At 36.6% G+C, this 15352-nt stretch carries 7 protein-coding genes; all 7 read right to left on the bottom strand.

What is annotated here, in order from left to right; all coding sequences use genetic code 11:
• Positions 1-53: 53 nt before the first annotated feature.
• The 7 genes from ACTB0X_RS06275 to ACTB0X_RS06245 all read right to left on the bottom strand — a co-directional run bounded on the left by ACTB0X_RS06275 (position 54) and on the right by ACTB0X_RS06245 (position 15349).
• Positions 54-8474, bottom strand: coding sequence for a hypothetical protein (locus tag ACTB0X_RS06275; protein ID WP_463024140.1), 8421 nt, complete (start codon positions 8472-8474; stop codon positions 54-56).
• Positions 8475-8609: 135 nt separating this feature from the next.
• Positions 8610-9827, bottom strand: a complete 1218-nt coding sequence (locus ACTB0X_RS06270; RefSeq protein ID WP_463024139.1) for a murein hydrolase activator EnvC family protein — start codon at positions 9825-9827, stop codon at positions 8610-8612.
• Positions 9808-10617, bottom strand: a complete 810-nt coding sequence (gene lolB1 / locus ACTB0X_RS06265) for a lipoprotein insertase outer membrane protein LolB1 (protein ID WP_463024138.1) — start codon at positions 10615-10617, stop codon at positions 9808-9810. The genes ACTB0X_RS06270 and lolB1 overlap by 20 nt, the downstream gene beginning before the upstream one ends.
• Entirely contained in the window at positions 10610-12358 is a 1749-nt protein-coding gene (locus ACTB0X_RS06260) for a tetratricopeptide repeat protein (RefSeq protein WP_463024137.1), read from the bottom strand. The genes lolB1 and ACTB0X_RS06260 overlap by 8 nt, the downstream gene beginning before the upstream one ends.
• Entirely contained in the window at positions 12348-13346 is a 999-nt protein-coding gene (locus ACTB0X_RS06255) for a sugar nucleotidyltransferase (protein WP_463024136.1), read from the bottom strand. Before ACTB0X_RS06255 ends, ACTB0X_RS06260 begins: the two co-directional genes overlap by 11 nt.
• 29 nt (positions 13347-13375) lie before the next feature.
• Positions 13376-13810 carry a dUTP diphosphatase gene (gene dut, locus ACTB0X_RS06250; RefSeq protein ID WP_463024135.1) on the bottom strand — a complete coding sequence of 145 codons (435 nt, stop codon included), beginning with the start codon at positions 13808-13810 and terminating at the stop codon, positions 13376-13378.
• Between the two features lie 54 nt (positions 13811-13864).
• Entirely contained in the window at positions 13865-15349 is a 1485-nt protein-coding gene (locus ACTB0X_RS06245) for a lipopolysaccharide biosynthesis protein (RefSeq protein WP_463024134.1), read from the bottom strand.
• Between the last annotated feature and the right edge of the window lie 3 nt (positions 15350-15352).

The following is a 15352-nucleotide window of genomic DNA, read 5'->3' as shown; positions in this document are numbered from 1 at the left end:
TGAATTAGATTACTGCATTAAATCCATTCGATTTCCGATGTTTTGAGATTAAATTACCTGTAATAAACACATCTAAAGGTGACATCTACACTATTTGTTGGTGTATCGTTGGCGGTATTCTGAATTCCTCCATTACCTACTTTCCGAACAGTGTTTGATGTTCCTCCATCTACCCACTCCCAATCATCTGTTTTATCAAGCACAGATGCGCCACCTAAAGAAACTCCTGAGTACCATTCTGCCCATGTTGGAAGCTTGCGACCCACACCTGTACAAGTAAGTGCAGCAGTAAACCAAGTGGTTGCACCACGTTCTGCCGTTTCAATACACATTTTCGGACCAGCTGCTACCGTTCCAGTAGGGCAAGTTTCTGCCACAACTGTAGGCGCCTTCCATGTCACTCCACCACTGCCATCTGAAGTCAACACTTGTCCATTAGAACCTTGTGTGCCCGGGAAAGTATAACCATTTCCATTTTTAGCACTATCTAAAGTCAGTAGCCCATTTATTGCTAAAGAGTCTGCTGCAAAATCTCCGAAAATTAAAGGAGTATCGGTACTGTCATTTGCTATATAGAGTTTGTTGCTTCCTGTTTCGTTGTAACCTGATTGAAAACCAATAAAAACATTGTTTGAGCCCCCATTCGAACCTGCTCCTGCCGCATAACCTATTGCAACATTATTGTCTCCACCTGCATTAAGATTTAATGCTCTTCCTCCAATTGCTGTATTAAAATCACCATCATTGCCATATTCCATTGCTCTTTGACCAATAGCCGTATTTTCATCCCCATTAAAATAAAAATCCATTGCACCCGTTCCGAATGCAGAGTTTCTATTCCCTGATGTATTTTGACGCATGGTGATATGACCGACAGCTGTATTCTCCGCTCCTGTTGTGTTGTTCCCCAAAATTCCACCTGTTCCTATTGCTAAATTTCCACCCCCAGTAGTATTGTTTCTTAATGCTCCTAGACCAATTGCTGTTACTTCTGTATTTTTATTAGCATTGATGGCAGCATCATTTCCGATAATTATACTAAATGTATTTAGGAACTCTAATCTTCTTTTATCAAATTCAAAAAATACGGTATCGTCCACTGCTATGTTTACTTCACCAGGTATCGTTGCACTGACATAGGTACTAGAATCTGAACTTCTAATTAATGATAAAGTGTCTTGAGAAAATAAGCTTGATACATCACTCCAACTCGCACTTCCATTTGAACTTGACGTTAATACTCTTCCAATACCAGCACCATTGATAAGTCTAAAAGAATTTGCTTTAATCCCACCAATAACCGTTAACAATGAATCTGGGTTGGTAGTTCCGATTCCTACATTTCCAGTATTTGTAATAGACAACCTTTTATTATTTGCCCCGTTAAGATTTACAGTAGAAAAATCAATTCGAGTGGCAATATTTCCACTATTCACTCCATCTACAGAAATATTCATTGCATCCGATGGAGACGACCCACCCCCATTATGTGCAGCAATTTCTATTCTAAGGATATCATCACCAGCCAAAACACTCGAAAATGAAGGCCAATCACCTCTAAATTTAAACGCCTTTATCACATTTGACTCTCCCGCTCCTGATGCACCCATTCTCAGAATCGAAGATTTATTTTCTGAGAAAATGCTCAACTCAGCCTCATCAGTTTCTTGCCATATACCAAATTGGTTAAAGCCTTTATTGCTACCTATAGTTACATTCCCATTTGCAGCAATATGGATTCCTTCATTGTCTCCATCGTTTGATAGGTATTTTCCTTGCAATTGTATATTTTGAGTTGCTGTATGGTTTCCTAAATTATCAGCTCCTGAAATAGTACCCCATTCTAAGCCATTTCCAGCAGCATTGTATTTTAAAATTTGGTTTGCTGAACCAGAACTTGTAGGGAAGGTATATTTTCCACCCACATTTAATTTTGAGTTGATTACTACTGAATCTCTTTCAAAGTCTCCATAAATCAATGGAGCAGAAGACGCTGTATTTTCAATATATAATTTATTTGAACTTGTCGCATTCCAACCTGCTTTATATCCTATAAATACATTGCCGGTATCGGTAGTATTGTTGTAACCTGCTTGATAACCAATAGCCGTATTTGCAGAACCTGTCGAATTAAGGTACAAACCTTCATATCCGATAATTGTATTATTATTACCTGTCGAGTTAATGTATCCTGCTCCCCAACCTATTGCGATGTTGTTATTACCCCCATTGTTTTGATATAAACTTTGCCCACCAATTGCAGTGTTTGCGTCACCAGATTCATGGTTTTGCATAGCTTGTTCACCAATAGCAACATTATCGCTACCGGTTTTATTTGTGACTAAAGCATAAGCACCAAGTCCAACATTTCTAGCCCCTGTAGTATTATCTCTCAAGGCATATCTACCCATAGCAGTGTTATTATTTCCAGTAGTTGTATTTTCTAAAGCTGCACTACCAAAAGCACTGTTACCATCTGCCGTAGTAGCATATTCTAGTGAATAGTCACCCATACCAACATTGTCTACCCCTGTTGTATTTCTGGATAATACATTAAACCCTACTGCTGTATTGTAACTAGAAGTTGTCAATTTTAAGGTATTGGCTCCTACACCAGTATTGGATTCCCCATTAATATTAGATTCACCTGAGAATGCTCCAATAAACGTACTTCCATCACCTGAACCAGTATAATTTTTACCAGCATTTTCTCCTATGGCAACTAGGTTATTTCTGTTTAATAGTTCGATTCTACCACTATCCATTCTAATAAACTCTGTTCCTTCTTGGTAAAAGCGTATTACATCATCATCTGTAGTCGCTTCAACCATTATTTTGGTATCACCATCGTTATCAGAAATAATGTTTGAAGTATCAGAAGTAAAGAGATTACTTATATCTTCCCACTTAGCTGCACCTGTTGCATCAATAGAAGTTAACACTTTATTAGTTCCTGCACCTTCCGTTAATCGTATAGAATTGGCCATAATTCCACCATCAACGGTTAGTAAAGAGTCAGGAGTTAGGCTATTTCCAATTCCTATTTTACCGTCTTTAGTAGCTATTAATGATTGAATTCCATTATTTTTAAATAATAAAGCCCCAGATGTTTGGATAAACGATGTGTCAGGTCCAGTTAAACCTGGGCTATAAAATTTTAATTCTCCACCTACTGTCTTTAATTCAAGTGCTGATTGATAAGAGGCTCCCAATAAAAATAATTCTGCAGACCAATTTTGAGCTCCTTTTTTAATGGTAATCCCACCATTGTCAATTGCATCAATTAATATTCTATCTCCATCACCTGGTAAATGAAATCTAGTTTCACCTTCTACATTTAATGCATAGGAAGAGTTTGCGTTTGTTCCAATACCAACTTGACCTGTATTATTGATAAGAATTCCTTCGTTATCCCCATCGTTTGATAGATAGTTTCCAAAGAGTTTAATATTTTCAGTGGCTCTGTGATTCCATAAACTATCTCCAGATTGGATATCACTCAATCGAACTCCATTTCCATTACTTAACAATAAGGAGTCGTTTGCTCCATTGATGCTTAAGTTTTGAAGCTCGTTCGTTACGCTTCCATCTACTTCTGTTTTCAAGTATCCATCCGCTGCAACAAATCCTAAAACTTGTGTGTTTGTCAAAGCAGAATCGACAAATGTTCCGCCACCGTTGCTTAATGTTACTGTGCCTAATGATTTGCTGATGGTTTGTAATTCGTTAGTCGCACTTGAATCATTCAAGACGATTGACCCACCATCTTCTAAAGTAATTTTTCCTTTGCCAGTTGAAATACTCAATGCTTGATCATCTGTGCTCGATGCAGGAATCAATCCTCTCAATACCGCAGCTGTATCGGATAGGTTTCCTTGAACTGCTGTTATTGAATCCAAGTTATTGTTAATGTCTGTTACATTAATGTTGATTCGACCTGCTTGTACCAAGGAATCAGCTTTCATCTTGTTCGCTAATACTAACGAGTCCGAGCCTGTTAAATATCCATTGTTTGCTACAAATGCATCTACTTGCGTTTCGGTCAATGCAGAATCGACAAATGTTCCACCACCGTTGCTTAATGTTACCGTTCCTAATGATTTGCTGATGGTTTGTAATTCGTTAGTAGCACTTGAATCATTCAAGGTTATAGAATTTCCACCTAAAATTGAGATTGTTCCTCCTGAACCTAAAATACTTAAAGTTTGATTATCAGAATCCGTAATTAAACTTGTAATATTTTCCCAACGTGCATTTCCATTCATGTCTGAAGTCAATACCTTATTGTTTCCAGCACCATTACTTAAACGAATAGAGTTGGCCATAATTCCACCATTAACTGTCAAAGTAGAATCTAAAGTAAATGTTCCTATACCAACTTTATTCTTAATGTATACGTTACCTTCATCAAAGTAACCTGCCCAATTAATACTTCCTCCTATTGCTTTACCATATACTCCATAATTAGTTCCAGATCCAGCACCTCTTGATATTGCATGCAAACCATAGTTAGAAGTAGCTGTTGAATTTGCATCACCTTCTAAGGCAAAAGCAGAAGTTCCCGGTCCTGAAACCTCTCCGAAAACCGCCACTTTAACTGGGTCTGTTCCGTTTTGTTCAAAATAGGCGGCTTTATCCTCTGTTGACTCTACATATAGTGTTGCATTAGAATTTGGCGATACACCTATTCCTACATTACCTGTATTATTAATTTCTACTCCTTGGGAACCCCCATTACCAACTAATTTATTTGTCCCTAAATTGATATTTTGCGTTGCAGTATGATTTCCTAAGTTATCACCTGCTGAACCAATCAAACCTCTCAATACAGCTGAAGTATCAGCTATGTTTCCTTGCACTGCTGTGATTGAATCTAAATTATTACTAATGTCTGTTATGTTGGTATTGATTCGACCTGCTTGTACCAAGGAATCAGCTTTCATCTTATTCACTATTACTAATGAGTCCGCCCCTGTTAAATATCCATTGTTTGCTACATAAGCATCTACTTGCGTTTCGGTCAAGGCAGAGTCGACGAATGTTCCGCCACCGTTACTTAATTTTACTGTTCCTAATGATTTACTAATTGTTTGTAATTCGTTAGTCGCACTTGAGTCATTCAAGACAATTATACCACCATCTTCCAAAGTAATTTTTCCTTTGCCAGCTGAGATACTCAATGTTTGATCATCTGTACTAGACGCTGGAATTAATCCTCTCAATACAGCAGCAGTATCAGCTATGTTTCCATGCACGGCTGTTATTGAATCTAAATTATTACTAATGTCTGTTACATTAGTATTGATTCGACCTGCTTGTACCAAGGAATCAGCTTTCATCTTATTCACTAATACTAACGAATCCGCTCCTGTTAAGTATCCATTGTTTGCTACATATACATCTACTTGTGTTTCGGTCAAGGCAGAGTCGATAAATGTTCCGCCACCGTTACTTAATGTTACTGTTCCTAATGATTTGCTAATGGTTTGTAATTCGTTAGTAGCACTTGAATCATTCAAGACGATTGTTCCACCATCTTCTAAGGTGATTTTTCCTTTACCAGATGAGATACTCAATGTTTGATCATCTGTGCTCGATGCAGGAATTAATCCTCTCAATACGGCAGCGGTATCCGCTATGTTTCCATGCACTGCTGTTATTGAATCCAAGTTATTACTAATGTCTGTTATGTTGGTGTTAATTCGACCTGCTTGTACCAATGAATCAGCTTTCATCTTATTCACTAATACTAACGAGTCCGCACTTGTTAAATATCCATTGTTTGCTACATATGCATCTACTTGTGTTTCGGTCAAGGCAGAGTCAGTAAAGCTTCCTCCGAAATTAGATAAAGTAACTATTGAACCAGACTTGGAAATCGTCTGGAGTTCATTTCCCGGGTCAGCATCATTGTCATTCAAAGAAACAGAACTAGCAACAGTTCCATCAGCGTTAATTAACTCAACATTTCCGCTCATTAAACTTAATGTTTGAAGCTCATTCGTATTTGAGGAATCCGGTATATATACAGCGGTACTGTTATCAAGGTATAATGTATCTCCATCAGCACTTATTTTTAGTTGTTGATTATCCAATATTCCTGATGTTATATCACTTAATCGAACTCCATTCCCATCGCTTAAAAGCAAGGAGTCATTTGCTCCATTAATGCTTAGGTTCTGAAGCTCGTTCGTTGAATTCAAATCGTCATCATTGGTAATGTGTATCCTTAAACTAGTCGAATCGTTAGATATGCGTGTTGATAAATTACCAATGTTGGTGGTGTTACCTACTATTCTTCCTTCAAAGTTGGTGATGGTGTCACGGATGTCTTTGATGCTAATTCCTGAACCATTCTCTAATAAAATACTGTCTTGGGCAGCATTAAAACTCAATACTTGATCATCGCTGCCGGAAGTTGATATCAAGGCACGAAGTACTGCACTGGTGTCTCTTAAATGTCCGTCAATGGTGGTGTCGTTTACATAACGCAATAAACTGTCGGCATTGATTCTTGCTAGTAGTCGAACGTTGGTTCTGTCTAGTGAATCTTGCACCAAATTGATCGTGTCGTTGTTCAATGCAATATAATTCTGCAATAAACTTCTTTGGTAATCACCTAATGTATCTAATGAGATTGAACCGGCCATTAGTCCTTGTTGGTACAATTCCAATACGCCGTTGGTCAACTTTAAACTATCAACCAATTCATTAGTAGAGTCGTTGTCGTTGTTGATCAAAACTTGGTACCTACTTAAGTCGACATAGAAGGTTGAATCATTTTCAATGATCACGATACTATCGCCAATTAGTCGCGCACTTGTGATGCGTTCGTTCAGTGTGTCTGTATCGAAGTCGGCTGCAAGATGATTTGTAATAGCTGTTTGATTAATGCCGATTCGTGTGTTGTAATTGATCACCGAATCTTGCAAAATATCGATTGAGTCTGTGTTTAATGAAATCTGATTCTGTAAGATAAAACGGTTGTAATCACCTAATGTATCTAGTGCGATCGAACCGGTAATTAGTCCTTGTTGGTACAATTCCAATACGCCATTGGTCAGCTTTAAACTATCAACCAATTCATTAGTAGAGTCGTTGTCGTTGTTGATTAAACCGCTATATCTAGTCAAGTCAATATAAAAAGTAGAGTCGTTTTCTACAATAATAATACTGTCTCCAACTAATTTAGCAGATGTAATTCGCTCATTCAATGAATCTAAATCTAGATCAGACAAATAATGACCACCGATACTATCTAATGCAATCCTTAGACTATCTCGGTTTTGAGCACTTAAATTCGTGTTGGTTGTAATCTGAGATTGTAAAATAGAACGTTTATAATCCCCCAACGTATCTAATGAAATTGAACTTGCTATTAGGCCTTGTTGATACAACTCCAACACGCCATTGGTCAGCCTTAAGCTGTCTACCAATTCATTGGTAGAGTCGTTGTCGTTGTCGATTAAACCACTGTATCTAGTCAAATCAATATAAAAAGTAGAATCATTTTCTACAATTATAATACTGTCTCCAATTAATTTAGCAGATGTAATTCGCTCATTTAACGTATCTGTATCTAAGTCGGCTAATAAATGATTCTGCAATCTTGCAGAATCAGCGACTATCCTAGTTGATAAATTAGCATCTGAAGTTTGTCGTAAAGTAGACTCATTTCCTATTGAAGTTTCATTGAGTCTAATCCGTGTATTAAAACTTACCAAAGAATCTTGCAATATATTTATCGAGTCAGTATTTAATGAAATCTGATCCTGCAACAAACTTCGCTTGTAATCGCCCAACGTATCCAAACCAATATTTGCACGAACAGCTCCTTGTTGATATACAGACAAAATTCCATTCACTAATGTCAAACTATCCACTAATTCATTGGTAGAATCATTGTCTAAGCTAGCATTACTTTTATATGCCGACAAGTCAATGTAAAAGGTTGAATCTCTTTCAACGATAATGATGCTATCTCCAACAATCCCGGTTGAAGTAATACGCTCATTTAAACTATCCAAATCTCCACTCCCAGAAGATTTCGCATACAACGCATAAGGAACAGACAACATTTGAGTGGTTCCCATGTCTTCATATATTCCACCTGAAGACCTCAACTCAATTTTGAGAAAATAAGCACTTTCACCCCATTTTATATCTGAAAAAGAAATTAATGCTCCATTTCCTGTCTGTGCTCCGCTACCAATTTGAATATTAAACCCACCAAAAGGTGTAGTCAAAACACTAAATTCTTCTTCGTATTGAACTACACCAGAAGCGCTTGAAGAGAGTAAACCAACACGGATATCTACCGTTTGATTTGCGATTAATTGACCGGTTGCATCTCTTGCAACTGCTTGATAATTTATATTTTCTGGTGATTGAGCCTTCAAGCTTGAAGGTAAGAAAGCGAAAAGTATGCACACAAAAAGTGCATAGCAGAAAGTGATTCTTTTTGCAAATATCATGGGATTATATTTGATTAGTGTTTTGGAGTAAACCTTTATACTACGTTAGAATAATTTAACGAATTTAGTAAATATTAACATTAATAGAAACTAAAGTCTTCTACGTCGATAAAAAATAAAGGTTTAAAGAAGATTTTACTTCCTAAAAATCCACAATTCAGGATTCAATTTTGTGGTGTTTTTCCAGATTTCAAGGTGAAGATTGGTCTTATTATCATCGTCTGTTACGACAATTCCAAGGTCTTGTTTTGTGCTCACTTTATCCCCTTTCTTGACATATAATTCTTGAAAATATGTGTAGACTGATAAATACTCTCCATGACGAATCATTAGCCCCTTACCACCTCCAGGAATGATAATTACAGCTGTTACTTCTCCTTCAAATATACTTCGAATAACAGACCCTTTTGTGGTTGAAATATCAATTCCATTGTTTTGAACCTTTACCCCAGGCAATGCAGGATGTGGATGCTCACCGAATTTCTCTGTGATTAATCCTTCCAATACTGGCCATGGAAGCTTGCCTTGATTTGCTGTAAATGAATTAGATAACTCCTTTGCCTCGGGCGTTAGTGGATAACCTTTTGAATCTTTTCCAGCTTTTTTGGCTGCTTCTTTTGCCTTTCGAATCTCTTCCTCTATGATTCGTTCAATCGCCTTATCTAATTTTTGACTTGCCTTCTTCTTTTCAGACAACTGATTCTTCAATTCTTTTTCTTTCCCTTGAAGCTGATTCACTACATCCTGTTTCTGGTTTTTCTCACTCCCCAACTTCTGGTATTCATTCTGTATCGAATTCAATAAGTTCTTCTTACTTAATCTTATTGCTTCTAGTTGAGTAATCTTGGTATTGATTTCTCCTTGAGTAAATTCAATTTTAAGAACCTGATTTTTTCGATATCTGGTGAACTGCTGTAGATATTTTAATCGCTTAAATGCTTGATTAAAATCTTCAGAGGAAAAAACAAACATTAATTGATCGTATGCACTCCTGTTCTTATAAGCACTTTGAAGAATTTTAGCATATTCATCCTTCAGCAATTTCATGGTATTCGTTAATGAATCTAGAACAACTTGATTGCTATCGATTGTTTTATCAATGAGCACAATCTCTTGATTCATTGTTTGAATCAACTCCTCTCTCACACTAATCTTTTTGCTTAATTGCAACAATTGACTTATTGAAGCCTTTTTATTTTCCGCAGTCTCATCCAGTAATTTATTGGTATAAATTATTTCTTTTTGAAGTTCCTTTTTCTTTTTCTGTAGCTCAGATTTCCCCTGTGCCAGCAGATTAGCCGGCAGAATCAAAACACAAATAAAAAAACAAGTATTAATAAAAAACCTGTTCATACTTCGATGGGATATTAAATGAAAAAGAAATTGGTTGGTCTAATGTAATTTTTGTGTACTCAATATCCACCTTATCATTTTCAGATTCATTTAGATAATAAGTCAACTGAGTTGGAAATAACTTCCCTTCTATTTCTTGATGTTGAGAAAACAATGCACGCACAAAACGGGAAGCTGTTAAATCACTGATCAACATCTCCTCAATTTTAAATGAAGTAGGATTTAACCATAAACTAACCAACTCATTATTGTCAATTTTTTTTGGCTTTTTCTCTACTCGCTCTACTTTTCTTCTTTTAATGTTTCCTAAATAATACTTCTCTTTGTCTATACTGAATTTCAATTTTTCATCACGCTCAAAATCCACTTTGTTGCCTATTAAGAGAGCTTGAATGGTTTCAAATTCTAAAGCAATGTCATATTTTTTATAGAAATACTCATAGTCGCCGATAAAATACTCTGCATTGATTCGATTGATCACTTTCAGTGAATCTTTAGTCAACAAGATTCGAGCTAACTCAATCCCAAATAATGGAGTTACTGAAACCCAAATTGCACTGTCTTTCTGAATACGAATGGTACTTTTAAACGAATTAGTACCGCCATCATTCTGAACTGAAATCGAAGATTTGGCTGAAAAAGTCATAAAATCCACTTCATTCGCCTCCAATTTCTCCAATAGAAAGTCCTTATTCTTCCCTTCCAATGGTTTGCGTGAAACTTTTTCGGTTTTACATGCAGCCATCAAAATAACAAGTGAGAACAATAAAAACCCTAATCTTTTACTCATAATAATCCCCTTCCTTAATTTTACGATCTAACTGATCGGAAGTATCACCCAACTCTTTCGCCTTTTTCCAATAATCTATAGCTTGTGCCTTGTTTCCTAATTTGGCTGCTACATCACCTAAATGCTCAACAATTACTCCACTTGAGGCTCCACCATTTGAATGCGCCTTTTCAATCCAAATTTTGGCCTCTTCATATTTTCCTTGCTGAAACAACACCCATCCATATGTATCTTCAAATGAAGATTGATTCGGTGAAATTTTATTTGCTAGTGAAGCCATTTCAGCAGCCTTTTCCAATTGCTTTTTGTCCAAAGACAAGTAATAGCTGTAGTTATTTAAAACATAAACATTAGAGGGTTCAATCTTTAAAGACTTATCGTAACTTTCGTAAGCCTTTGTTTTATCTTTATTCTCAAAGTAAACATCGCCTAGGCTTGCGTATATCTGTGCTTTCAATGCTTTGTTATCTACAGCGTAATCTTTACCTGTGGATAAGTAATTAATGGCCTTGTCATACTCTTTCAGTTGCGAAGATGATATGCCAGCAAAAAAGTAGGCTACTGCCTGATTTGGAAAAAGATTTAATGCACGTTCGCTCACATTTTGCAACGAATTATTGTCCCCTCTTTCTGATTCTACGATAATCAATTGATTCCAAATGGCGTAACGACTACTGTCTAATTCCAACGTTCTTTTATATTGTTCAGAGGCTGCATCTAATTGCTTATCTCGGTATAAATAATCAGCGTACATGGCATGAGCTTTGGCTTCATTCGGATGAACTCTGACCAAAATCTGACACAACTCTAACCCTTCTTCTTTGGTTTTTTTATTCGTTTCAGCTGCGACAAAATAATCCAACAACACTTTTACTTTGCTATCGATATCCATTTTATCACTTTCAAAAGCCTTAGTAATGTATACTTTCGCTTTATCCTCTTCTCCTTTTTGACGGTAAAAATTGGCCATAGCGAAACTCAACTTTGGATCATCTGGATTCAAAACTTCCATTTCTTGGTAAACTTCCATGGCTTCTTTTTCCATCCCATTCACCATATAAGTGTCAGCCAAAGTACTGTAATATGACATGTTTCCTGGGTTCTCTTTAATTAGCTTTCGAATCTCTTCGGCAGCCTTGGTAACATCGCCCATTTTTAGATAAGCACGTTGCTTTTGCAAAGAGATTTCTTCTGTAATTCCCATCTCTTCTTCTATACTGTTCAGTTCAGCTATTCCTTCCTTCAACTTTCCATTGAACAAATACAAACCCGCCAATTCATACCTCAACTCTACATCATTCGGTTTTTGCTTCGCCAATCGTTGATATATTTTTTGAGCCGTTTCAATCTCTTGCAATTCAATGGCAATCTTGGCTTTCAAAAAAGAATACCAGTAATTGTCCTTGTCTAACTCTACAGCTTTACTAACGGCATCATACGCTTTTTGGTTTTGCCCCGCTTCCACTAAGATTTGAGCCTTCTCAAAATAAGGTGCCGGTTGCGAAGGATCCATCACAATGGTTTTTTCAAATAATTCTAACGCCAAACTGAAGTTTCCAATAATCTTCTCTTTATTGGCATCTACAAAAGTCTGCTCAAATTGGATTCGCTCTTTCTCAGAAAGAGTTTTGCTTCCCTTTGATGGTTTGCCAACAGTATCTTGACTGGCTTTACAACCAAATAAGAATATACTCAATAAAAGAGCTAAAAAAATGGAAGGAATTCTGGTTTTATAATTCATTATAGTCACCTATGCTACAATCGGTTAATTCTTTTGAAATCGAAACGTGATTCCCAATCATTGAATTGGTATAACTGACACCTTTCAATTTGGTATTGGTTTGAATAATCGTGTTCTTAAGTATTGAATTCTCAACACTTGTATTGTCTCCGATGGAAACGTGTGGCCCAACAACTGAATTGTTTATGATCACATTCTCACCAATGTAACATGGCTCAATAATTATTGAGTTGGTCAGTTTAGCTGAGTCAGCAACAATTTTTTGTCCTTTTAAGAACTCTAAAACTCTCTGGTTGGTATAAACAGTTGCATTTTTATTCCCACAATCCAACCATTCGTCTACTTTCCCAGGAGAAAATTTGACGCCTTTTTGCTTCATATTCTCCAACGCATTCGTCAATTGATATTCGCCTTTATCCTTGATATTATTATCAATAAGGTATTGCAATTCATTCTTCAAATTGCCACCATCTTTAAAATAGTAAATTCCAATAATGGCCATATCAGATACAAACTCTTGTGGTTTCTCAACGAAATCAGTAATCACATTATTTTGATCCACTTTAATCACTCCAAAAGCTTTTGGATCCTCTACACTTTGAACCCAAATGATGCCGTCTTTGGAATCGTCTAATGTAAAATCTGCTCTAAATAATGTATCAGCAAATGCAACAACTACTTTACCTTCCAATAAATCTTGTGCACAAAGAATAGCATGCGCAGTACCCAATGCTTCTTCTTGATGAAAAATTCGACCTTTTGCTCCTAAACTCTCAGCTACACTGATCAAGTGCTTCTCTACAGCTGACCCAAAATCACCAATGATGAATCCAATTTCGTCAATTGGCTCAGCACAAACTTTTGCAATGTCTTCTACTAATCGCTGTACAATAGGTTTTCCAGCAATTGGCAATAATGGTTTAGGAATGGTTAGTGTGTGCGGACGCATTCTTTTTCCAATGCCCGCCATAGGAACTATAATCTTCATATCAATCTATATTTTTAATTTCTTGTTGTCTATTTTACTCCGGTGCTTCCAAACCCTCCGGTTCCTCTTGCAGTTTCTTCCAACGATTCTACTTCAATCCATTCTGCTTGTTCATGCGCAGCGATTACCATTTGCGCGATTCGCTCTCCGTCTTCAATTACAAAAGCTTCATTGGACAAATTGATTAAGATTACTTGCAACTGACCTCTGTAATCGGCATCAATTGTGCCTGGAGAGTTCAATACAGTAATTCCTTTTTTCAATGCCAATCCGCTTCTTGGGCGAACTTGTGCTTCAAAACCAACAGGAATTTCCATAAATAATCCGGTAGGAACCAATGTTCTCTCCAAAGGATTTAATGTAATTGGGGAATCTATGTTTGCTCTTAAGTCTACTCCTGCTGCAGCAGCAGTCCCATATTCAGGAAGTGGGTGTTTGGACTGATTTACAATTTTTATCTTCATCCACTAGGGGGAATTAAATGATTGATTTATTCGAATTCAAATCGAAAGATTTGTCTACGAAATTAGAACTTTTTTAGGTTTTTCTAAAATGAACACCGTCACCAAATATGCCACCATTAAAAGTGAATGTATTGCATATTTTAAAACAGATGTTTCTAAATTTAATACCGTTGTAATTCCATAAAGTCCAATGGCTAAAACCAGATACGAGAAAATTCGCTTCAGCGGATAATCTACTGGAAAATATTTCTGCCCCAACCAATAAGATATCAGCACCATAGAAAAATAGCAAACTAAAGTGGTAATGGCTGAACCTAAATATCCCATATATGGAATTAAAATATAGTTCATAACGATTGTGATAACTGCTCCCACAATTGCAATGGCCGCTCCATATCGCGTTTTTCCACTCAGTTTATACCATATAGACAGGTTATAAAATATGCCTAAAAATATATTGGCCAATAATAAATAAGGAACCACATTTAACCCAACCCAATATTCTTCCTTTCTTACAAAATACTTGATGATGTCCATGTAAAGCAGCACTCCCAAGAAAATAAAAGAACAAACAATCACAAAATACTTCATTACCACTGCATAAGTTTTGGTCGCATCTTGTTCTTTTGCTTGATTAAAAAAGAAGGGTTCAGCAGCATATCGAAATGCTTGAATGAATATACTTATGATGATAGAGATTTTATAACAGGCACCATAAATACCAACCACACTAGTAGCGCCATCCACCCCCAAGGAATCTTTAAGCATCCACTTTAGCATGATTTTATCTGCATTCTCATTGACTATAATGGCCAAGCTAGCCACCAATAAAGGCCAACCATAGCTCAACATTTTTTTGAGCATTGGAAGACTTATCGAGTATTTGATTTTATATAAGTAGGGGGATAATAGCACGAATTTAAATGCGGTAGCGAATAAATTGGCGATAAACACATACCCTACACCGATGGTAGGTGTAAATAAATATTCAGTGAAAATATTAGAAACTCCTTCTTGATAAGCTGGTATACAGTATCCAATCCAAAATAAGTTGAGTCCTATATTGATAAGAATAGATCCCAAATTGACTGCTGCAAACGTTTTGGCTTTATTCTCGACTCTTAGCTTGGCTAATGGGATGGATGAAATGGCATCTAATCCTACAATAAAGGCGAACCAAACCACATATTCTTGGTTGTCTGGATAGCTAATAAAATTCGCAATGGGTTGAGCAAAAACCGATGCCAACAAAATAAAAATAGAAGTAGTTGCTAACAGGGATATGATGGTAGTGCTGAACACTTCATCTTTGTTATTTTCTTCTTTGGAATTGAACCTAAAAAATGCAGTTTCCATTCCGTAAGTCAATAAAACCACTAAAAAAGATACGTAAGCATACATTTCTGTAATCACCCCAAATTGCTCTGGTAGGAAAATCGCAGTATGTATAGGCACAAGAAGGTAATTGAGCAATCGTCCTACGATGCTCGGAAGTCCATAAATGGCTGTTTGACCGACTAATTTTTTTAACGGATTCATTCT

This window comes from Acidiluteibacter sp. (assembly GCF_055129545.1).
The sequence above is the reverse complement of the archived record's forward strand: the minus strand, read 5'-3'. Positions and strand labels throughout refer to the sequence as shown.

Bases quoted from the DNA above. Each gene is read 5' to 3' on its own strand.
- ACTB0X_RS06275 (WP_463024140.1), bottom strand. From the start codon at position 8,474: ATGATATTTGCAAAAAGAATCACTTTCTGCTATGCACTTTTTGTGTGC.
- ACTB0X_RS06270 (WP_463024139.1), bottom strand. From the start codon at position 9,827: ATGAACAGGTTTTTTATTAATACTTGTTTTTTTATTTGTGTTTTGATT.
- lolB1 (WP_463024138.1), bottom strand. From the start codon at position 10,617: ATGAGTAAAAGATTAGGGTTTTTATTGTTCTCACTTGTTATTTTGATG.
- ACTB0X_RS06260 (WP_463024137.1), bottom strand. From the start codon at position 12,358: ATGAATTATAAAACCAGAATTCCTTCCATTTTTTTAGCTCTTTTATTG.
- ACTB0X_RS06255 (WP_463024136.1), bottom strand. From the start codon at position 13,346: ATGAAGATTATAGTTCCTATGGCGGGCATTGGAAAAAGAATGCGTCCG.
- dut (WP_463024135.1), bottom strand. From the start codon at position 13,810: ATGAAGATAAAAATTGTAAATCAGTCCAAACACCCACTTCCTGAATAT.
- ACTB0X_RS06245 (WP_463024134.1), bottom strand. From the start codon at position 15,349: ATGAATCCGTTAAAAAAATTAGTCGGTCAAACAGCCATTTATGGACTT.